Annotated in this window: 20 protein-coding genes and 2 pseudogenes; 12 read left to right on the top strand and 10 right to left on the bottom strand. The window is 70.7% G+C overall.

The annotated features are described in order from the left end of the window. The 4 genes from TN53_RS38245 to TN53_RS38230 form a co-directional block, all read left to right on the top strand. The coding region (locus tag TN53_RS38245; protein WP_046263451.1) for an ATP-binding cassette domain-containing protein at positions 1 to 859 on the top strand (859 nt) is incomplete at its 5' end. Continuing rightward, entirely contained in the window at positions 856 to 1,659 is an 804-nt protein-coding gene (locus TN53_RS38240; protein ID WP_046263450.1) for an ECF transporter S component, read from the top strand. The genes TN53_RS38245 and TN53_RS38240, both read left to right, overlap by 4 nt. 308 nt (positions 1,660 to 1,967) lie before the next feature. Continuing rightward, entirely contained in the window at positions 1,968 to 2,387 is a 420-nt protein-coding gene (locus TN53_RS38235; protein ID WP_046263449.1) for a transglycosylase SLT domain-containing protein, read from the top strand. Positions 2,388 to 2,487: 100 nt separating this feature from the next. After that, positions 2,488 to 3,180 (top strand): YoaK family protein, encoded by a 693-nt coding sequence (locus TN53_RS38230; protein WP_046263448.1) that lies wholly within the window; start codon positions 2,488 to 2,490, stop codon positions 3,178 to 3,180. Between the two features lie 25 nt (positions 3,181 to 3,205). Here TN53_RS38230 and TN53_RS38225 read toward each other — a convergent pair whose 3' ends face one another. The 3 genes from TN53_RS38225 to TN53_RS38215 form a co-directional block, all read right to left on the bottom strand. After that, on the bottom strand, positions 3,206 to 3,478 hold the full coding sequence (locus TN53_RS38225; RefSeq protein WP_046263447.1) for a hypothetical protein: 273 nt from the start codon (positions 3,476 to 3,478) through the stop codon (positions 3,206 to 3,208). A gap of 123 nt (positions 3,479 to 3,601) precedes the next feature. Next, positions 3,602 to 4,069, bottom strand: coding sequence for a pyridoxamine 5'-phosphate oxidase family protein (locus tag TN53_RS38220; protein ID WP_046263446.1), 468 nt, complete (start codon positions 4,067 to 4,069; stop codon positions 3,602 to 3,604). Next, on the bottom strand, positions 4,069 to 4,521 hold the full coding sequence (locus TN53_RS38215) for a hypothetical protein (protein WP_046263445.1): 453 nt from the start codon (positions 4,519 to 4,521) through the stop codon (positions 4,069 to 4,071). Before TN53_RS38215 ends, TN53_RS38220 begins: the two co-directional genes overlap by 1 nt. A 101-nt stretch (positions 4,522 to 4,622) precedes the next feature. Between TN53_RS38215 and TN53_RS38210 the strand changes: the two are divergent. Continuing rightward, positions 4,623 to 5,261, top strand: a pseudogene (locus tag TN53_RS38210) (DUF5753 domain-containing protein); the annotation flags it as partial. Then, positions 5,245 to 5,499 (top strand): DUF397 domain-containing protein, encoded by a 255-nt coding sequence (locus tag TN53_RS38205; protein WP_046263444.1) that lies wholly within the window; start codon positions 5,245 to 5,247, stop codon positions 5,497 to 5,499. The pseudogene TN53_RS38210 and the gene TN53_RS38205, both read left to right, overlap by 17 nt. Here TN53_RS38205 and TN53_RS38200 read toward each other — a convergent pair. Beyond that, the gene (locus TN53_RS38200; RefSeq protein WP_046263443.1) at positions 5,483 to 5,725 is read right to left on the bottom strand and encodes a hypothetical protein; all 243 of its coding nucleotides are present in this window, start codon (positions 5,723 to 5,725) and stop codon (positions 5,483 to 5,485) included. The two genes, TN53_RS38205 and TN53_RS38200, sit on opposite strands and share 17 nt — an antisense overlap. A 36-nt stretch (positions 5,726 to 5,761) precedes the next feature. Next, positions 5,762 to 6,931, bottom strand: coding sequence for a steroid 3-ketoacyl-CoA thiolase (locus tag TN53_RS38195; protein ID WP_046263442.1), 1,170 nt, complete (start codon positions 6,929 to 6,931; stop codon positions 5,762 to 5,764). 222 nt (positions 6,932 to 7,153) lie between these two features. On the opposite strand from TN53_RS38195, the gene TN53_RS38190 reads away from it, so the two are divergent. Next, the gene (locus tag TN53_RS38190) at positions 7,154 to 8,389 is read left to right on the top strand and encodes a cytochrome P450 (RefSeq protein ID WP_046263441.1); all 1,236 of its coding nucleotides are present in this window, start codon (positions 7,154 to 7,156) and stop codon (positions 8,387 to 8,389) included. A gap of 80 nt (positions 8,390 to 8,469) precedes the next feature. Here the strand turns inward: TN53_RS38190 and TN53_RS38185 are convergent, their stop codons facing one another. Further along, a complete protein-coding gene (locus TN53_RS38185; protein WP_046263440.1) occupies positions 8,470 to 10,509 on the bottom strand; it encodes a bifunctional glycosyltransferase 87/phosphatase PAP2 family protein in 2,040 nt (679 codons plus the stop codon). A gap of 284 nt (positions 10,510 to 10,793) precedes the next feature. Between TN53_RS38185 and TN53_RS38180 the strand changes: the two genes are divergently transcribed. Together TN53_RS38180 and TN53_RS38175 are read left to right on the top strand one after the other, a co-directional pair. Next, entirely contained in the window at positions 10,794 to 11,936 is a 1,143-nt protein-coding gene (locus TN53_RS38180) for a DUF2330 domain-containing protein (protein WP_046263453.1), read from the top strand. A gap of 22 nt (positions 11,937 to 11,958) precedes the next feature. Then, on the top strand, positions 11,959 to 12,630 hold the full coding sequence (locus TN53_RS38175; RefSeq protein WP_046263439.1) for an O-methyltransferase: 672 nt from the start codon (positions 11,959 to 11,961) through the stop codon (positions 12,628 to 12,630). A 23-nt stretch (positions 12,631 to 12,653) separates the two neighbouring features. Here TN53_RS38175 and TN53_RS38170 read toward each other — a convergent pair whose 3' ends face one another. Next, positions 12,654 to 13,046 (bottom strand): FHA domain-containing protein, encoded by a 393-nt coding sequence (locus TN53_RS38170; RefSeq protein WP_046263438.1) that lies wholly within the window; start codon positions 13,044 to 13,046, stop codon positions 12,654 to 12,656. Between the two features lie 104 nt (positions 13,047 to 13,150). On the opposite strand from TN53_RS38170, the gene TN53_RS38165 reads away from it, so the two are divergent. Then, on the top strand, positions 13,151 to 13,573 hold the full coding sequence (locus TN53_RS38165; RefSeq protein ID WP_046263437.1) for a DUF1992 domain-containing protein: 423 nt from the start codon (positions 13,151 to 13,153) through the stop codon (positions 13,571 to 13,573). Here TN53_RS38165 and TN53_RS44500 read toward each other — a convergent pair. Continuing rightward, positions 13,562 to 14,164: a hypothetical protein gene (locus TN53_RS44500; protein WP_046263436.1), complete on the bottom strand. Its 603-nt coding sequence runs from the start codon at positions 14,162 to 14,164 to the stop codon at positions 13,562 to 13,564. The two genes, TN53_RS38165 and TN53_RS44500, sit on opposite strands and share 12 nt — an antisense overlap. Positions 14,165 to 14,169: 5 nt before the next feature. Next, entirely contained in the window at positions 14,170 to 14,889 is a 720-nt protein-coding gene (locus TN53_RS38155) for a hypothetical protein (RefSeq protein WP_046263435.1), read from the bottom strand. Positions 14,890 to 14,966: 77 nt separating this feature from the next. On the opposite strand from TN53_RS38155, the gene TN53_RS38150 reads away from it, so the two are divergent. Continuing rightward, positions 14,967 to 15,467, top strand: coding sequence for a GNAT family N-acetyltransferase (locus tag TN53_RS38150; protein WP_046263434.1), 501 nt, complete (start codon positions 14,967 to 14,969; stop codon positions 15,465 to 15,467). A 39-nt stretch (positions 15,468 to 15,506) separates the two neighbouring features. On the opposite strand, the gene TN53_RS38145 is transcribed toward TN53_RS38150, so the two are convergent. After that, positions 15,507 to 17,624, bottom strand: coding sequence for an MDR family MFS transporter (locus tag TN53_RS38145; protein ID WP_095046955.1), 2,118 nt, complete (start codon positions 17,622 to 17,624; stop codon positions 15,507 to 15,509). A 310-nt stretch (positions 17,625 to 17,934) separates the two neighbouring features. Here TN53_RS38145 and TN53_RS38140 point away from each other — a divergent pair. Then, positions 17,935 to 18,448 (top strand): annotated as a pseudogene (locus tag TN53_RS38140) (peptidoglycan-binding protein); the annotation flags it as partial.

Raw genomic sequence — 18,448 nt, 5'->3', positions numbered from 1 at the left:
CGCCGCCCCCACCCGCCGCCGCTGGTTCACCCGCACCCCCACCCCCCTCCCTCCATCCCCCCACACCGCCGAAGTCCAAGCCCTCTCGGTCCGCCGAGCCCACACCCAAGCCCTCAGAAACGTCACCCTCACCATCACCCCCGGCGAGACCATCGCCCTCATGGGCCGCAACGGCGCCGGCAAATCCACCCTCCTCAACACGCTCGTAGGCCTGGTCCAACCCACCACCGGCACCGTTCGCACGGGCGGGGTCGTGCCCCATCTCACCGCCCCCAAGGACCTGGTCCGCCGCGTGGGCCTCGTCCCCCAGGAACCACGCGACCTCCTCTACACCGACACCGTCGCCGCGGAATGCGAGGCCGCCGACACCGACGCCGGCGCAGCACCCCGCACCTGCCGCACCCTCGTCTCCGAGCTCCTCCCGGGTGTGAGCGACGACACCCACCCCCGCGACCTCTCCGAAGGCCAGCGGCTCGCGCTCGCCCTGGCCGTCGTGCTCACCGCCCGCCCTCCCCTGCTCCTCCTCGACGAACCGACCCGCGGACTGGACTACGCGGCGAAGGCCCGGCTGGTCACGCTCCTCAAGTCGCTCGCCGCCGAGGGCCACGCCATCGTGCTGGCCACGCACGACGTGGAACTGGCCGCCGAGATCGCCCACCGGGTCGTCCTGCTCGCCGACGGGGAGGTGATCGCGGACGGCCCGGCAGCGGACGTCGTCGTGGCCTCCCCGTCCTTCGCCCCCCAGGTCAGCAAGATCCTGGCCCCGCAGAAGTGGCTCACGGTGACGCAGATACGGGAGGCGTTCCAGGAGGACACCGAAGTGGACACCAAAGACGACCCCGAGGGGGGCCTCGCATGAAGTCCGTGAAGGTCATCCACCTCGGCCCCCGCTCCCTCGCCGCCCTCGCCCTCGCCGGGGCGGTCGGTGTCGTCGCCTTCGGGTGGCCGTTTCTCGCGCCGCCCACCTCGCAGGTCGGGACGCACACCCAGGACGCGCCGTGGCTGTTCGCGGGGCTGTTGCTGCTGCTGGTCGCCGTGGTCGGGGCGGCGATCTCGGAGGCGGGGCTGGGTCCGAAGGCGGTGGCGATGATGGGCGTGCTGGCCGCGACCGGCGCCGCGCTGCGGCCGGTCGGCGCCGGGACCGCCGGGATCGAGCCGATGTTCTTCCTGATGGTGCTGAGCGGCCGGGTGCTCGGCCCCGGGTTCGGGTTCGCGCTCGGCTCGACGACGATGTTCGCCTCGGCGCTGCTGACGGGCGGAGTGGGCCCGTGGATGCCGTTCCAGATGATGGCGATGGGCTGGTTCACGATGGGCGCGGGCCTGCTGCCGGGCCGGGTCCGGGGGCGGGGGGAGCTGCGGCTGCTCGCCCTGTACGGCTTCCTGGCTGCCTTCGCCTACGGCACGGCTCTGAACCTCGCGGGCTGGCCCTTCATGGGCGCGCTGGCCTCGAACATCGCCTTCGTCCCCGGGGACCCGGTCCCCGAGAACCTGGCCCGTTTCGTCGCCTACTGCCTGGCCACGTCCCTCGGCTGGGACCTGGGCCGGGCGGTGTGCACGGTCGTGCTGACCTTCCTGCTCGGTCCGGCCGTGCTCAGGGCGCTACGCAGAGCCACCCGGCGGGCGGCCTTCGAGACCGCGGTCACGTTCGAGCCTCGTTGAGCGGTGAAGCACCCCACATGACCCACATCACGAACTAATCGGCCTAGTAGTACATTTCGGACGCCATGTACACGCCATAACGGCCTCTGACCTGCACTTTGAGAGCCAGGTCACACCGACCCCTCTCGCCCCACATACGACCACAACTAGCAAAAGGGGTCATTGCGGACGGGCTCCAAGCCTGTTTCTCTGGACAACGTCGCACGGCGCCGACCCGCCCCACGGGCCTCGGCGCCAACGCATGTCAGAGCCGCTCAACACGGCCACGACATACCCGCGACTCCCTGTCCCCGAAGAAAAGGTTCTCCGTGTCCGTCTCCCGCATCGTTCGCCGCATCGCTTCCCCGAAGAAGGCCATCACCACTGTCGCGATGGCCGCCGCCACCGCCGGTCTGGTGCTGACCGCGGCGCCCGCTCAGGCGGCCACGACCTCCTCGGCCGCCCAGGCCAAGTCCATCGCGCATCAGATGATCCCGAACGCCGCCCAGTACAACGCGTTCAGCAAGATCGTCGAGCACGAGAGCGGCTGGGACGTCGACGCCACCAACGCCTCCTCCGGCGCCTACGGCCTGGTCCAGGCCCTGCCCGGCTCCAAGATGGCCTCCGCCGGCTCCGACTGGAAGACCAGCGCCGAGACCCAGATCGAGTGGGGCCTGAAGTACATGAACGAGCGCTACGGCAGCCCGACCGGCGCCTGGGCGTTCTGGCAGGCCAACGGCTGGTACTGAGCCGACTGACAGCAGACTGACGTACGAGAACGGCGGCCCCCTCCACGAGGGGGCCGCCGTTCTCGTCGTCCAGGAGGAGCGCTCATGGTCCACTGGGCCGGTGAGCACAGAGACTGAGGAGTCCGCGGAGTCCGCCCCCGAGGACCGCGGGCTCCGCCTGGTGCCGGTACTGCTCGCGCTGACCCTGGTCAGCGGACTCATCGATGCCGTCAGTTATCTCGGCCTCGGGCACGTCTTCACCGCGAACATGACCGGCAACGTGGTCGTGCTGGGCTTCGCCGCGGCCGGTGCCCCCGGGTTCTCGGTGCCGCACACCGTGACGTCGCTCGCCGCGTTCGTGGTGGGCGCGGCCGCGGGCGGCCGGATCGCCGTACGTCTCGGACGTGGCTCCCGCCGCAGGTGGGCCCGTCTCACCCTCGCCGCGGAGGCGGTCCTGCTGGGCGCGTCCGCGGTGGTCGCCTTCGTCGCACCCGACGACACGGCCACCGTCTACACCCTGATCGCGGTCACGGCCTTCGCGATGGGCCTGCGCAACGCCACGGTCCGCAGACTCGGCGTCCCCGACATCACGACCACCGTCCTCACCATGACCCTGACCGGCCTCGCCGCGGACTCCCGCGCGGGCGGCGGGCCGGGGACGCGCTCTCCCCGCCGTTCGGCCGCGGTCGTCGCGATGGTGGTGGGCGCCGCGCTCGGGGCGTGGCTGGTGCTCCACCACGGGCTGGGCATCCCGCTGCTGGTCACGGCCGTACTGGTGGGAGTGCTGGCGGTGGTGGCGTCGGGGCGGGAGTAGGAGCCGTTCCTGTCGACGGACCGGCTCAGCGCCACTGCGGCGGAATGTTCGCCAGCTGCCGCAGCAGATCCCAGCCGTCGCTCTTACGCCTGCGCTCCGCCGACGGACTGCGCCACGGGGCGCCCTGCCCCACCCAGTAGCCGCGGTAGCCCCGCAGGCTCAGGACGCTGTCGTCCCCGATATCGGACTCGTTGCCGCAGCACGAGCAGATCTCCGCCGTGGGCCAGCCGCCCTCCCAGAACACCTCGTAGCCGTCATGGCCACAGACCCGGCAGACGGTCTCCATCTCGTTCCCCATGCGGAGACGATATGCGGGAGCCCGTATGGGGTTGAGGCGGGGACTCCGGGTGCCAGAGCATTCCTACGACGTCCCGCGGACCCCTCCCTTACGACCTCACCTGGCCCGGGCCGGCCGCCCCCGTCACGGCCGCAGCGGGTCGACGGGCACCCGGTGATCCGGCCTGCCGTCCTTGGCCAGCATCGAGTGACCGTCGGCCACCGCCCGGTACAGCCTGATCCCTGAGTCACCCCGCACGTCGTCGAGGGTCCAGACCCGCCCCCCGTGCTCCACGGAACGCCGGGAGAAGACCTCCAGCGCATGCTCGGCCGCCGCGTCGTCCACGACCTCCTCGGCCGCACCGTCCATGTACACCGCCTGCCCGGTACTGATCGCCACCGACGAGTCGAAGACCGAGATCCCCACCTCGGGCCGTACCGCGATGTTCCGTGAATGGGTGACCTCCGGCGAGGACACCCAGAAGAACTCCCGATACCCCTCGTGCGCGAAGTAGACCGGCGAACTCCACGGCCGCCCGTCCGCGTCGGCGGTGGCCAGCACCATGTACCGGATCCCGTCGACGATCCCCCGCGCGATCTCACCGCGCCCCATCACCGACTCCTCCGGTAGACGAGCCCGAAGTCCCGTTCCCAAGGCGCCGATTCGTCCTTGGCCAGCTCCCAGGCACCGCCGATGACATCACCTTCCACCCGCCCGACGAACCGCTGCCGGAAGGACAGCGCCGAGAAGTCCGCCGTCTCACGCAGCAGCCGCCACTCCTCGCCGTCGAAGCTCATCGCATACGTCCGTACGACACCGCGCGTGTCGAAGTAGTGGTACGTGTACGCCCCCGACTCCGGATCCACGGCGATGATCGCCATGCTGTCCGGCGCCCCCTCGACCGGGATCTCGGTCCGCTGCACCAGAAACCGCCCGTCCAGATCCCACGCGAACACACACCGCGCCGGAGGCCCGTCCGCCCCGGGAAGATCGGCCTCCACCGCCCACTCCCCGACCAGCACCCCCAGCCGCTCCAACGCTTCCTGCGCCACCGATCCGCCCATCGCGGACACCTCCTCCTCGCATCTACCGACAGTGATGACCGCGGCGGCGGGGGAAACTCATCGGCCGGGTCAGCCCGAGGACGCGGACCAGTCGTCGTTCTCGAGCGGATGCGGCGTTGGGGTCGGACGGACTGCTGTCGCGGCTGGTCGACCTGGTGCTGCGGGGTCAACTCCCGGCGTGGTTCAGGCAGGTTGCCGAGCTGGAGGCGCGAGCGACGGAGATCTGCACCTTCCAGGCCACTATGATCCATGGCCTCCTGCAGACCAGCGCCTATGCACGCGCCACACTCGGCACACTGAACCGGACTGACCTCGACGACCGCACCGCCGTACGACTGGCCCGCCAGCGCCTCTTCGACAAGGCGGAGCCGCCTGTCTTCTGGACGGTGATCAGTGAGGCGTCGCTCTACCAGGAGATCGGCGGCCGGAGAACCATGCGCGGCCAACTGGCCCACCTGTTGGACTTCGACGACAACCCCCAAATCAATATTCAAGTACTGCCGTTTTCGGCTGGAGCCCACGCAGGACTGACAGGCACGTTCACCCTCTTCCGCTTCGCTGGCGATCCGACCATCGTCTACACCGAGGGGTACGGCAGCGGACATCCGACCGCGAACCCGGACACTGTCAAGGACTGCTCGCTCCGTTACGATCATCTGCGGGCCGCCGCGCTCTCCTTGAAGGACTCGGCGGAGCTGATGCGGCGAGTCATGGAGGAACGCTATGGAGAGCCAGACTGAGTGGCGTAAGTCCAGCTACAGCGGCGACCAGGGCGGCGAGTGCGCCCCGCGCGGCCAACTCGCCTGGCGCAAGTCCACGCACAGCGGCGACCAAGGCGGCGACTGCGTAGAGATCGCCGAAGCACCCCCCACCATCGCCATCCGCGACTCAAAGAACCCGACGGGACCGGTCCTCACCATCACCCCCGCCGCCTTCCACCACTTCGTCTCCTGGAGCGGCGCTACACCTGCGGTCTGACGACACCCCCCGCCTTCGCCGCCTGGTGCGCTCTCCACTCCTTGCGGAAGAGATACGCACGCAGGACGGCGATCGCCAGGAACAGCAGCCCGAAGCCGCCCCTGCCCAAGCCCCCTACCTGGACGAACCAGTAGAAGCACGCACCGGCCATGGTGAGGCAGATGCCGATGACCAGCGGTTCGCGGAGGTAGAAGGGCAGGACGCGGAGGATGAGGTTGAGAAACATCGGGCAAGTTGATCAGGCCACGTCAACCGGTCGAGCCTATATCCGCTGGATGATCGTGCCGGTGGCGAGGCCGCCCCCCGCACACATCGTCACCAGCGCGAACTCCTTGTCCACACGCTCCAGTTCATGCAGCGCGGTGGCGATGAGCCGGGCGCCGGTCGCGCCCACCGGGTGCCCGAGCGCGATCGCGCCGCCGTTCACGTTCACCTTCTCCAGGTCCTGCTCGAAGACCTGCGCCCAGCTCAGCACCACGGACGCGAAGGCCTCGTTGATCTCGACGAGGTCGATGTCCTTGAGGGACATCCCGGCCTTCCCGAGCACCGCCTTGGTCGCGTCGATCGGTCCGTCGAGGTGGAAGTGCGGGTCGGAGCCGACCAGCGCCTGGGCGACGATCCGGGCGCGCGGACGTAGCTTCAGCGCGCGCGCCATCCGCTTCGAGGCCCACATGATCGCCGCCGCGCCGTCGCTGATCTGGGAGGAGTTGCCCGCCGTGTGGATGGCGGTGGGCATGACGGACTTCAGGCCCGCCAGCGCCTCCATGGAGGTGTCGCGCAGACCCTCGTCCCGGTCCACCAGCCGCCACATGCCCTGCCCGGCCTGCTGTTCGTCCTCCGTGGTCGGCACCTGCACGGCGAACGTCTCGCGCTTGAAGCGTTCCTCGCTCCACGCGGCAGCGGCACGCTCCTGCGAGATGAGGCCCAGCGAGTCGACGTTCTCCCTCGTCAGCCCCCGATGGCGGGCGATCCGCTCCGCCGCCTCGAACTGGTTGGGAAGGTCCACGTTCCACTCGTCGGGGAACGGCTTGCCCGGCCCGTGCTTGGATCCGGACCCGAGCGGCACCCGCGACATCGCCTCGACGCCGCAGGAGATACCGACGTCGATGACGCCCGCCGCGATCAGGTTCGCCGTCATGTGCGAGGCCTGCTGCGAGGAGCCGCACTGGCAGTCGACGGTCGTCGCCGCCGTCTCGTACGGCAGGCCCATCGTCAGCCAGGCCGTGCGCGCGGGGTTCATGGACTGCTCGCCGGCGTGGGTCACCGTGCCGCCGACGATCTGCTCGACGCAGTCGGCGGGGATGCCGGTGCGGCCGAGGAGTTCACGGTAGGTCTCGCCCAGAAGATAGGCGGGGTGGAGGTTGGCGAGCGCGCCGCCGCGCCTGCCGATGGGGGTGCGTACGGCTTCGACGATCACGGGTTCCGCGGCCATGGGGAGTTCCTCTCCTCCGTACCCGCGCGGCGCGGGGGCGTCCCGGCCCGGCCCGCCACGCGGAACTAGTACGTGTTCTAGTTCCACAGGCAGTCTGCTGACACGGAGTCCATCACCGCAAGAGTCGTGCACGCCTCTTGCTACTTCTAGAACCGGTTACTACGTTCACGACACAAACTGATGGACCGTCAGAAGTCTGCCGGAACACGGCTGGAGCTGCCCATGACCTGTCCAGCGCTCCCCGACGGGTTCGACCTCACCGATCCCGACCTGCTGCAACAGCGCGTACCGCTACCGGAGTTCGCCGAGCTACGCCGGACGGAACCGGTCCACTGGATCGCCCAGTCGGACAACGTCGCCGGTTTCCAGGACGAGGGCTACTGGGCCGTCACCCGCCACGAGGACGTCAAGTTCGTCTCCACGCACCCGGAGATCTTCTCCTCCATGCTCAACACGGCGATCATCCGCTTCAACGAGCACATCGAGCGCGACGCCATCGACGCCCAGCGGCTGATCATCCTCAACATGGACCCGCCCGAGCACACCCGTGTCCGCCAGATCGTCCAGCGCGGCTTCACCCCGCGCTCGATCCGGGCGCTGGAGGACACCCTGCGCGCCCGGGCGCAGGGCATCGTCCAGAGCGCCCTCGCCCAGGAGGGCTCCTTCGACTTCGTCACCCAGGTCGCCTGCGAACTCCCCCTCCAGGCCATCGCCGAGCTGATCGGCATCCCGCAGGAGGACCGCCTCAAGATCTTCGAGTGGTCGAACCGGATGATCTCCTACGACGATCCCGAGTACGCGATCACCGAGGAGGTCGGCCAGGAGGCGGCGATGGAGGTCATCGCCTACGCCATGAACATGGCCGCCGACCGCAAGAAGTGCCCGGCGAAGGACATCGTGACCACGCTGGTGGCGGCGGAGGACGAGGGCAACCTGGGCTCGGACGAGTTCGGCATGTTCGTCCTGGCCCTCGCGGTCGCGGGCAACGAGACCACCCGCAACGCGATCAGCCACGGCATGCACGCCTTCCTCACCCACCCCGACCAGTGGGACCTGTTCAAGCGCGAGCGCCCGGCGACGACCGCGGAGGAGATCGTCCGCTGGGCGACCCCGGTGGTCAGCTTCCAGCGCACGGCGACGCAGGACACGGAGCTGGGCGGAAAGAAGATCAAGCAGGGCGACCGGGTCGGCATCTTCTACGCCTCGGCCAACCACGACCCGGACGTCTTCGAGAACCCGGACACCTTCGACATCACCCGCGACCCCAACCCCCACCTCGGCTTCGGAGGCGGCGGCCCGCACTTCTGCCTCGGCAAGTCCCTGGCCGTCATGGAGATCAACCTGATCTTCAACGCCATAGCCGACGCCATGCCCGGCCTCCACCTCACCGGCGACCCCCGCCGCCTCCGCAGCGCCTGGATCAACGGCGTCAAGGAGCTCCAGGTCAGCGTCGGCTGACACCGCCGACTCGGGCCGGCGGCTTCCCGGCGCCGCCGGCCCGTCCGAACCCCCGGGGGAGGCAGGCAGCACCCCCATCCCTACGCCCCGCTCCTGCCTCCCCCGAGGCCCGCCGCCACGGGTTCCTCCTCGGCGCCCGCCGCCACCGTCACCGTCGTACGCGCCCGCGGCCCCTGGAACAGGCAGGCCAGCCCGAAGCCGCCGCCCACCGCCAGCGCGCCGCCCACCGCGTCCAGGACCCAGTGGTTGCCCGTCGCCACGATCGCCGTCACCGTGAACAGCGGGTGCAGCAGGCCCAGGGCCTTGAGCCACCACTTCGGGGCGACGATCGCGATGACCAGACCGCACCACAGCGACCAGCCGAAGTGCAGGGACGGCATCGCGGCGTACTGGTTCGTCAGGGCGGTCAGGGTGCCGTAGTCCGGCTCGGAGAAGTCCTGGACGCCGTGGACCGTGTCGATGACGCCCAGTGCCGGCATGAGCCGGGGCGGGGCCAGCGGGTAGAGCCAGAAGCCGACCAGGGCCAGCAGGGTCGCGAAGCCCAGCGCCGCGCGGGCCCAGCGGTAGTCCACCGGGCGGCGCCAGTACAGGACCGCCAGCACCGACAGCGGCACCACGAAGTGGAAGGACGTGTAGTAGAAGTCGAAGAAGTCGCGCAGCCAGGCGACCTTGACCACCGCGTGGTTGGCCCAGTGCTCGATGTCGATGTGCAGCAGGCGCTCCAGATCGAGGATCTGCTGCCCGTGTGCTTCCGCTCGCGCCCGGCCCTCGGAGTTGCTGCCGCCCGTCGCCGCCAGCCGCACCTTCTGGTAGGCCGCGTACGTCACCCGGATCAGCAGGAGTTCGAGGAGCAGGTTCGGGCGGTTCAGCACCCGCTTCAGGAACGGCAGCAGCGGCACCCGCCGGAAGCGGGTCGGGACCGGCTCGGCGTACTCCGCGGGGATCGGGGCCTGGTAGTACTGCGAGGTGCGGGACAGGAACGGGATCACGGTCGCCGCCGCGAGGGCCGCCAGCAGCACGATGTTGTCGCGCAGGGGGTACAGCGACGACATGTTCGGCAGCATCATCTTCGCCGGCAGCGTCATCACCAGCACCACGGCCACCGGCCACACATACCGGTCCGACGCCCGCCTCCCGACCCGCCCGACCACCGCGAGCAGCACCCACAGCAGCTGGTGCTGCCAGGTCGTCGGCGAGATCAGGATCGCCGCGCAGCCCGTGATCGCGACCGCGAGGAGCAACTGTCCGTCGTGGGCGTAGCGCACCGCCCGGCGCAGGGCCAGCACCGCCACCGCCGCGCCCAGCACCAGGAACAGCGCGATCTCCAGCGGCCCGGACAGGCCCGCCCTCAGCAGCGCGCCGTGCAGCGACTGGTTGGCGAGGCCGTCCGCCGCGCCGCCGAGCCCCGTGCCCGCCACGTGGTGGACCCAGTAGGTGTACGAGTCGTGCGGCAACGCCAGCCACGCGAGGGCCGTGCACGCGGCGAACGTCACGCCGGCCGACAGCCCGGCCAGGCGCCGGCCCGTGAACCACAGCAGCGGCGCGAACAGCAGCACCGTCGGCTGGAGCGCGGCGGCCACGCCGATCAGTACGCCGCCCGCTCGTTGTCCGCGGACGGCGAAGCAGCCCAACAGCACCAGGAGCACCGGCATGATGCTCGTCTGGCCGAGGTACAGCGTGTTGCGGACCGGCAGCGACAGCATCAGCAGGCTGATCGCGACCGGCGCGGCCAGCAGCGACGTACGTCTGTTCACCGGGTGAGGAAGTGCCCGCGCGGCGACAAGGCCGAGAGCGGCGACCAGGAGCAGCGTGCCGAAGGTCCAGCCCCAGCCGAGAGCCTGCTCGGCGGCACGTGTCAACGGCTTCAGAACAAGCCCCCCGAAAGGGGTACCGGTGAACAGGGTCGAGTCGTACAGCGAGCCCTTCACATGCAGGACGCCGTCCGGGCCGACCCAGGTCTCCAGATCGGTCAGCCGCTCGCCGTCGGGGGTGTTCAGGACGACGGCCACCTGTCGGACGGCGAGTATCGCGGCGATCAGCCACAGTCCCAGGCGGGCCACGCGCAGGCGTGCCCGCACCGTCTCGGCGTCTGTCGCTCCGCTGTGTTCCGCATTCGCCACGCCTCGTAGGCCTCCCGCCCCGTTTTCCCACGCATTGGATGCGTGAGGGCTGCTTTGCGAACCTTAATCAAGGCTCGCATCACCCCCGGAGAGAGACGCAGGCTGCCCCCGCGCCACCTGACGTCCGTCATGCTTTTGTCCGAATGACGATAGTCCGGTGCCGGTCGCTCCGCTTTGCCGGGCGCGACGTGGATCACTTACGGCGCCGGACGGAACGGAACCGTATGCTCCCGCCGTACTACCGTCTGAAGTCGTCGACGGTACGGCGGAGGGGTCTGGGGGACATGGTCGGTTTCCTACGAGGGCGGGCTCGTCGGCGCGTGCTCTCGGTCGTCGTGGCACTGCTCGCCATCCAGATCGGCTCGCTCGTCGCCCCGGCCTACGCGTGCGGCTGCGGCGCCCTGATCCCGGACACCGCCCGGCGGGTCGGCGTGTCGCGCGAGGTGTCCGTCGTGCGCTGGGACGGCACCCGGGAACAGATCGTGATGCGGCTGACGGTGGACGGCGACAGCGACCGGGCCGCCTGGGTCATGCCGGTACCCCGCAGGGCGACCGTCAAGCTCGGCGATCCGGCCCTCTTCGACGAGCTGGACGCGGTCACCGCGCCGGTGCACCGCACGCGCCACCACTTCTGGCCCCAGGACGGCGACTGGCCGCTCGTCTCCGGCGACGGCGGCCCCGAGACCGGCGCACCACCACCGGGCGCCGGGGTCGGCGCCGAGCCGCCCGTGGGCGTGGTCGGCCGCCAGAAGCTCGGCCCCTTCGACGTGGCCCGGCTGACCGCCACCGACCCGGACGCGCTGGGCAGCTGGCTGAACACCAACGGCTTCGACCTCCCGCCCCGCCTCACCACCGCACTCGAGCCCTACGTGCGGGACCGCTGGGAGTACGTGGCGGTGCGGCTGGCCCCCGAGACCTCCGGCACCGCCCTGCGCGGCGCCCTGGACCCGCTGCACCTCTCCTTCTCCGCCGACGAGCCGGTCTACCCGATGCGGCTGTCCCGCCTCGCGCGGACCCCGCAGTCGCTGGGCCTGTACGTCCTGGCCCCGCACCGCATGGAGCCCGCCTCCGAGATCGGCGGGGAGCGGCCCCGGGTCACCTTCGCCGGCCGGGTGACCGCGAAGTCCGGCCCGCTCGCCGAGCTGGCGCGGGGCACACCGTTCCTGACCGCCGTGGGCCAGGAGTTCCCGGCCCCGGCCCTGATCGACGCCGACCACCTGCTGCGCCGGACAGCGTCCGACACCACGTTCCAGCAGGTGATCTACGAGGACCGGCTGCGGAAGGTGGCCGGGGTCCCGGCCTGGCTGCTGACGGTCGTCGGCTCTTTCGCGCTGGTCGTCACGGCCGCGGTCCTGCTCGCCGTACGGCGCTCCCGGCGCCCGGTGATCCCACCGAAGCCGCTACAGCCACCCCCACCGGTCACCTAGCCATACGAAAGGCACAGATCGCATGAGCGAGCCGAAGATCTGGAACGACGTCGACGACTACTTCACCGCCCAGCTCGCACCCGACGACGAGGCGCTGTCCGCCGCCCTGCGCGCGAGCGAGGAGGCCGGACTCCCGCAGATCGCCGTCAGCGCCCCGCAGGGCAAGCTGCTCCGGCTGCTCGCCGAGATCCAGGGCGCCAGGAACATCCTGGAGATCGGCACCCTCGGCGGCTACAGCACCATCTGGCTCGCCCGCGCGCTGCCCGCCGACGGCCGGCTGGTCTCGCTGGAGTACAGCCCCCGGCACGCCGAGGTCGCGACCCGCAACATCGCGCGGGCCGGCCTCGACAAGCTCGTCGAGATCCGGGTCGGCCCGGCCCTGGAGTCGCTGCCCCGGCTGGCCGACGAGGCTCTCGCCCCCTTCGACCTCGTCTTCATCGACGCCGACAAGGACAACAACCCGCACTACCTGGAGTGGGCGCTCAAGCTGACCCGCCCGGGCAGCCTGATCATCGTCGACAACGTCGTCCGCGGGGGCCGCGTCGCCGACTCCGACAGCGCCACCCCGGACGTCACCGGGACCCGGGCCGCGATCGAACTGATCGGTTCCCACCCGAGGTTGAACGGCACGGCGATCCAGACGGTGGGCAGCAAGGGCTACGACGGCTTCGCGCTGGCGCGGGTGCTGGCGTAGCCCCGCTGCGGGGCCCGTGAGGATCAAGCCTCGTGGTAGAAACCCACGTTGACGGTACGGGGGGCGGTGCGGTCCCGGATGACGATCTCGCCGTTGCCGCCCCTGGGCAGCGGGATGGTCCCGCCGTAGACGAGCGGCTGCGCGTACTGGCCGACCACCAGGTGCACCTCGGAGGACGGTTCGGGCTGCGAGCCCTGGAGCCAGGTGACCTGCCAGCCGCCCTCGGGGCCGCACAGGAACTCCAGATGGACCCGGGAGACGAACAGCCAGTCGTCGGGCGTCGAGAGACGGCACACGGACTTGTCGCGGCCCACTCGCAGCACGGCGCCCGGATCACTGGGCGCGTCGGCCATCTGCATGCCGGCCGTGGCACCCTCCTCCGCCGCGGATACGGCGGCCATGGTGAGTTCGAGCACGTGCGCTCCCTTGTGCAGTTGCTGAAGTGTCCCTGTGCAATTGTGCTTGCACAGCGGCCGCATGATAAATCGCCCGGCCATTCCGCGTCCGGCACAATGGACTCATGACCGAGCGAAAGCCACCTGGCGTCCCGTTCGAGTCCTGGGTCGACAAGCAGATCCAAGACGCGCAGGGCCGCGGCGACTTCGACCGACTCCCCGGCGTGGGCGAGCCCCTGCCCGCCGATCTCGACACCCCGTACGACGAACTCTGGTGGATCAGGCGCAAGATGGCCCGCGAGGGTCTCGCCGTGCTGCCGCCCGCACTGGCCCTGCGCAAGGAGGCCGAGGACACCCTCGCCGCCGCGTTCGCGGCACCTTCGGAGCGGATCGTCCGGAAACTGATCACGGACGTCAACGTCAAGATCCGCGAGATGATGTTCAGGCCGCCGCCCGGCCCCCCGCTCGGAAAGAAGCCGTACGACGTCGAGGACGTCGTACGGCAGTGGCGGGAGCGCCGCGCTGCGGCGGGCGGGTCAGAGGTGTAGTAGCCGGTCCGCCAGCTCGCGGTAGTCGCGCAGGGCGAGGCGGAGCTGCTCGGTGTCACCGGCGTTCGCGTGCTTGTCCTCGCCGTCCTGCCAGGAGGTGCGCAGGGTGCGGCGACGCTGGGTCAGGGCGTCCGTGACGCGGGAGGCGACCTCCTCCATCACGTGGTCGGCCTCCTCGACGGCGTTCCGGGGCCCGTCGACGAACCCGGCGACCGCGTGCTGGAGCCGCAGCGAGAGCTTGTCGCACTCGTCGTGCGGGAGCAGCCGACCGCGAGGGGAACCATCGCCCTTGGCCGCCCGGGTCGCCGTGTCGTGGTCCTTGGCCGCCGCCTCGTGGCCGGCGGGACCGGCGACGAGGGGTGACCGCGAGCCGTCGCCCGTGTCGGTCCGCTCGGCGGCGGAGGTGTCGCGGGTGTCGTGGCCCGCCACGAGAGGGGCGCTCTCCTGGCCCTGGGAGCCCTTGGAGCGGTCGCCCTGGGGGGCGTTCGACTGGCCGCCCGTCACATAGGCACGCCCTGCCGGGCCGTCGCCCGCCGTCTTCTCGCCGCGCCGTGCGCCGTCGGCGCCCTGGCCGGTCGTCGCGTCCGTCATGTCACTCAACTCCCCTTCGCGTGACGCCGGGTGGATGCCCACGGCAGGTGGCCGCGGCTGTCGGTGCGGGCAGGTCGGCTCCCGCCGTCGGATTCCTCGTGCTCGGGTGCGTTCTGCGCCCGCTCGGCGGGCCGGGTCGAGTCCCCGTGCCGGCCGTTGTGGCCGTTGTGGCCCACCAGGTCCTCGAACAGGGACCGGGCCTCGACCATGGCCTCGCGCATCTCCTCGGTGCCGGTCCGGGCGCCGTCCTGGGTCTCACTCCCGCGCAGATGGGCGGCTTGGTGCACACGCCGGTAGCCGTGCACATGGTCCGCGTGGTGCACGGACAGTGCGGCGAGCTGCTCGTCGTACTGCCCGCCGTCCGGGAACCCCTTGACCCCGGCGAGGTCGGCGAGCAGCCGGTCCGCCTCGGCCACGGCCTCCCGCGGCGAATCGACGAAGCGCTCCTGGGCGGCCGTCCAGCGGGCCTCGTACTGCTGGCGCTGTGCCGGCTCCAGCGGCCGCTCGCGCAGCGAACCGTGTCGCTCGACACGTTCGGCGAGCTCCCGCTCGGCAGCCTGTGGGTCCCCGTCGTGCAGGGCCAGGGTCCGGTCGTACTCGGGCCCGAAGCGCCGCTTCAGGCTCCGGCCGCGCTGCGGCCCCCGGGCACGCCGGGCAAGAACGGCCGCCACGGCAATGACGGCCACAACGATCACGATCAGAGCGATGATCAGGCCTGTTGACATGGCTACCGGGTAACCCTGCGTGGGCCCCTCAAACCGCCGGTAATTCGCTTGCGGCCGGCATGGAGCACATCCCGAGAATGGGCCGCATGACTTCCTGGACCGTGGCCCCCGAGACCTACGACTCCCCCGTCGCCGCCGCGCTCTGGCGGGCGTACTACACGGAGGTCAGCGACCGCTACTACCTCCTGCACGAGGGGCGGCGCACCGAGCCGGAGGAGCTGGAGCGGGAGGTCGCCCGTGCGGACTGGTCCGCGCTCACCCCGCCGAAAGGGCGGCTGCTGGTGGCCCGGTACGACGGTGAGCCCGCCGGCACCGCGGGCGTACGCCTCCTGGACGCGGACACCGCCGAGCTGAAGCGGGTGTACGTCCGCGAGGAACTGCGCGGCAAGGGCGGCGCCCCGATCCTCGTCCGCGCCGCCGAGGACTCCGCCCGCGCTCTGGGCGCCGCCCGCCTGATCCTCGACACCCGGAACGACCTCGTGGAGGCGCGTGCCCTGTACGCGCGCCTGGGCTATGAGGAGACCGAGCCGTACAACGACAACCAGTACGCGGAGCACTGGTTCGCCAAGAGGCTGTAGGGGGCGGTTCGTCACGAGGCCGACGGTCGTGGAGGGGGGTCAACCGAGGCCTGTCGTCGAACCGTTGTGGGGTTGTTCGCGGTCCGAGCCGCAGAGTTCGGTGTTGAGGTCCTTCACGAGGCGGTCCAGGTCCGTCGGGCGGTCCGGGCCCCACCAGTCGCCGAGGAGCTCCGCGAGGGACTCCTCGCGGGCCTGGGCGAGGCGGTCGGCGACCTCGTGGCCGGTGTCGGTGAGGATGAGGTCGAGGCCGTCGCGGCGGGCCAGGCGCCGTTCCTCGACCTGGCGGGCGGCGGCCATGATGACGTGCAGCGGAACGGAGCTGCGTTCGGCAAGGAGGGCCGGCTCCACCCAGCCGTACTTCTTGATCCGCAGCAGTAGCCAGCTCGCGCCGGGGAGCAGGTCGTACCCCGCCCGTTCGGTGATCGTCCGGTAGATCTCCCGCCGCCCCTCCCGCGTACCGAGCACCGACAGCGCCCGGCACACCTCGTCGTACGACGACCGTTGCACCGGATTGCTGGCGAGCGTCTCGGTGAGGTCCGGCGCCCTGACCGAGCCGCGCAGCCGGTCCTCCTTGAGGAACCAGGCCAGCACGAAGCCGACGAGCGCGACCGGCGCGGCGTACAGGAAGACGTCGGTGATGGACGAGGCGTAGGCGTGCACCGCGGGCGGCTGGAGCGCGCCCGGCAGCTCGGTGATGCCACGCGGGTCGGACTCCAGCGCGTCCACCGAGGCGCCCGGCGGGAGGTCGGCGCCGTGGAAGGCGGCGGTGAGCTTGTCGCCGAGGCGGTTCGCGAAGACCGTGCCGAAGATGGCGACGCCGAAGGAGGCTCCGATGGACCGGAAGAAGGTCGCGCCGGAGGTGGCGACGCCCAGATCCTCGTACGAGACCGCGTTCTGCACGATGAGGACCAGTACCTGCATCACCAGGCCCAGGCCCAGACCGAACACGAAGAAGTAGGTGCTCATCTCCCCGGTCGAGCTGTTCTCGTCCAGTCGGTGGAGCAGGAGCAGACCGAGGGTGGTGACCCCGGTGCCCGCGACCGGGAACACCTTCCAGCGTCCGGTACGGCTGACGATCTGCCCGGACGCGGTCGACGACAGCAGCATTCCGGCCACCATCGGCAGCATGTGCACACCGGACATGGTCGGGCTGACGCCCTGCACGACCTGGAGGAACGTCGGCAGGTACGTCATCGCGCCGAACATCGCGAAGCCCACGATGAAGCTGATGACCGCGGAGAGCGTGAACGTGCGGATGCGGAAGAGCTTGAGCGGGAGGACGGGTTCGGCCGCTCTGCGTTCCACGGCGACGAAGGCCACGGCGAGTACGACGCCGAGCACCGCCAGGCCGATGATCTGCGGGGAGCCCCAGCCCCAGGTGGTGCCGCCGAGGGACGCCACCAGGACCAGGCAGGTCGCGACGGAGGCGATGAGGAAGGTGCCGAGGTAGTCGATGACGTGCTGTGTCGCCTTGCGCGGGATGCGCAGCGCGGTGGCGATGACGGCGAGGGCCACGACGCCCACGGGAAGGTTGATGTAGAAGACCCAGCGCCAGCTGAGGTGCTCGGTGAACAGCCCGCCGAGGAGCGGGCCGAGGACACTGGTCGCCCCGAAGACCGCGCCGAACAGTCCCTGGTACCGCCCGCGTTCGCGCGGCGAGACGATGTCGCCGACGATCGCCATCGACAGCACCATGAGCCCGCCGCCGCCGAGGCCCTGGAGCGCCCGGAACGCGATCAGCTGCGGCATGTTCTGCGCCATGCCGCACAGCGCCGAGCCGATCAGGAAGATCACGATCGCGGTCTGGAACAGCTTCTTCCGGCCGTACTGGTCGCCGAGCTTGCCCCACAGCGGGGTCGCGGCGGTCGAGGCGAGCAGATACGCGGTGACCACCCACGACAGGTGCTCCAGGCCGCCGAGGTCGCTGACGATCGTGGGCAGCGCGGTGGAGACGATGGTCTGGTCCAGGGCGGCGAGCAGCATGCCGAGGAGCAGGGCGCCGATCGAGACGAGGACATTGCCGGACACGTGGGGGTCCTGCGCCTGGCCTCGTACCGCGCCGGGCGTCTGGCCGGGTGTTCCGTCCCCGGCTTGGTCCCCTGCTCGGTCTCGAGGGTCTCGCACATCCCCCGTCATACCGTCCGCATCCGCGGCCATGAAGACCTCCCGAAGGTCTCGTTACATCTCCATCGTGGTCGGTGTGACCGTTTATGGCCTGTTGAGTCCTGGTGGAAGCCGGTATTCCGGGGGCTTATGGGTCGGGAGTGTGAAGGGGGTCTGCATAATCTCTGGAGTTCGCGAAGGGAGGGACGAACACATGGCGGAATCGAACGGCCATCTGTGCCCGGAGTGCGGGGCACCGAGAGGAACCGACAACACGCCGTCGTGCGGGTGCACACAACGGGCGTCCGACGCCCTGCGCGATGCGCGTACGGCGGAGGCGGCCGCGGCGGAGGATTTTGATCCGTTGCGCATACGTCCCTATGTGGAGCTGGAGGGGGAGGCGTCGGCCGGGGCGGCACCGGGAGCGGCGACCGGGGCGGCCGACGTGACGATGCCGTTGCGTGCCGTGCCGGGCCCGGCACCCAGCACGAGGGACCTGAGCCTGTTCGAGGGGGCGGGACGGGAGGACGAGGCCGCCGGCCTCACCGACGTCGACGGCCTCACGGGCTTCGACGACTTCGACGACGAACCGGGCCCCCGCCCCCGCCGCACGGTCCTGCTGGGCGCGGCGGGCGGGCTCGTCGCGGTGATCGCGGCGGCCGGGCTGGCGAGCGGACTGTTCTCGTACGACACGCCCACCCGGAACGGAGCGTTGCCGCAGGAGGTACGGGCGAGCGTCCCGGACGCGTCACCGACAGCGGGACCGGCGTCCCAGTCCCCCACCACGCCCTCGGCCCCACCGCCTTCGGCGCCTCCGTCGCCCTCCGCCTCCGCGAGCCCGTCCCCCTCCCCGTCCCGCACCAGCGCCTCCCCGTCCC

Origin of the sequence: Streptomyces sp. WM6386, assembly GCF_000972385.1 — a bacterium.
Taxonomy (GTDB): domain Bacteria; phylum Actinomycetota; class Actinomycetes; order Streptomycetales; family Streptomycetaceae; genus Streptomyces.
The sequence above is the reverse complement of the archived record's forward strand: the minus strand, read 5'-3'. Positions and strand labels throughout refer to the sequence as shown.

Bases quoted from the DNA above. Each gene is read 5' to 3' on its own strand.
- TN53_RS38240 (WP_046263450.1), top strand. From the start codon at position 856: ATGAAGTCCGTGAAGGTCATCCACCTCGGCCCCCGCTCCCTCGCCGCC.
- TN53_RS38225 (WP_046263447.1), bottom strand. From the start codon at position 3,478: ATGGGGAACGAGATGGAGACCGTCTGCCGGGTCTGTGGCCATGACGGC.
- TN53_RS38220 (WP_046263446.1), bottom strand. From the start codon at position 4,069: ATGGGGCGCGGTGAGATCGCGCGGGGGATCGTCGACGGGATCCGGTAC.
- TN53_RS38215 (WP_046263445.1), bottom strand. From the start codon at position 4,521: ATGGGCGGATCGGTGGCGCAGGAAGCGTTGGAGCGGCTGGGGGTGCTG.
- TN53_RS38205 (WP_046263444.1), top strand. From the start codon at position 5,245: ATGGAGAGCCAGACTGAGTGGCGTAAGTCCAGCTACAGCGGCGACCAG.
- TN53_RS38200 (WP_046263443.1), bottom strand. From the start codon at position 5,725: ATGTTTCTCAACCTCATCCTCCGCGTCCTGCCCTTCTACCTCCGCGAA.
- TN53_RS38195 (WP_046263442.1), bottom strand. From the start codon at position 6,931: ATGGCCGCGGAACCCGTGATCGTCGAAGCCGTACGCACCCCCATCGGC.
- TN53_RS38190 (WP_046263441.1), top strand. From the start codon at position 7,154: ATGACCTGTCCAGCGCTCCCCGACGGGTTCGACCTCACCGATCCCGAC.
- TN53_RS38180 (WP_046263453.1), top strand. From the start codon at position 10,794: ATGGTCGGTTTCCTACGAGGGCGGGCTCGTCGGCGCGTGCTCTCGGTC.
- TN53_RS38175 (WP_046263439.1), top strand. From the start codon at position 11,959: ATGAGCGAGCCGAAGATCTGGAACGACGTCGACGACTACTTCACCGCC.
- TN53_RS38165 (WP_046263437.1), top strand. From the start codon at position 13,151: ATGACCGAGCGAAAGCCACCTGGCGTCCCGTTCGAGTCCTGGGTCGAC.
- TN53_RS44500 (WP_046263436.1), bottom strand. From the start codon at position 14,164: ATGACGGACGCGACGACCGGCCAGGGCGCCGACGGCGCACGGCGCGGC.
- TN53_RS38155 (WP_046263435.1), bottom strand. From the start codon at position 14,889: ATGTCAACAGGCCTGATCATCGCTCTGATCGTGATCGTTGTGGCCGTC.
- TN53_RS38150 (WP_046263434.1), top strand. From the start codon at position 14,967: ATGGGCCGCATGACTTCCTGGACCGTGGCCCCCGAGACCTACGACTCC.
- TN53_RS38145 (WP_095046955.1), bottom strand. From the start codon at position 17,624: ATGGCCGCGGATGCGGACGGTATGACGGGGGATGTGCGAGACCCTCGA.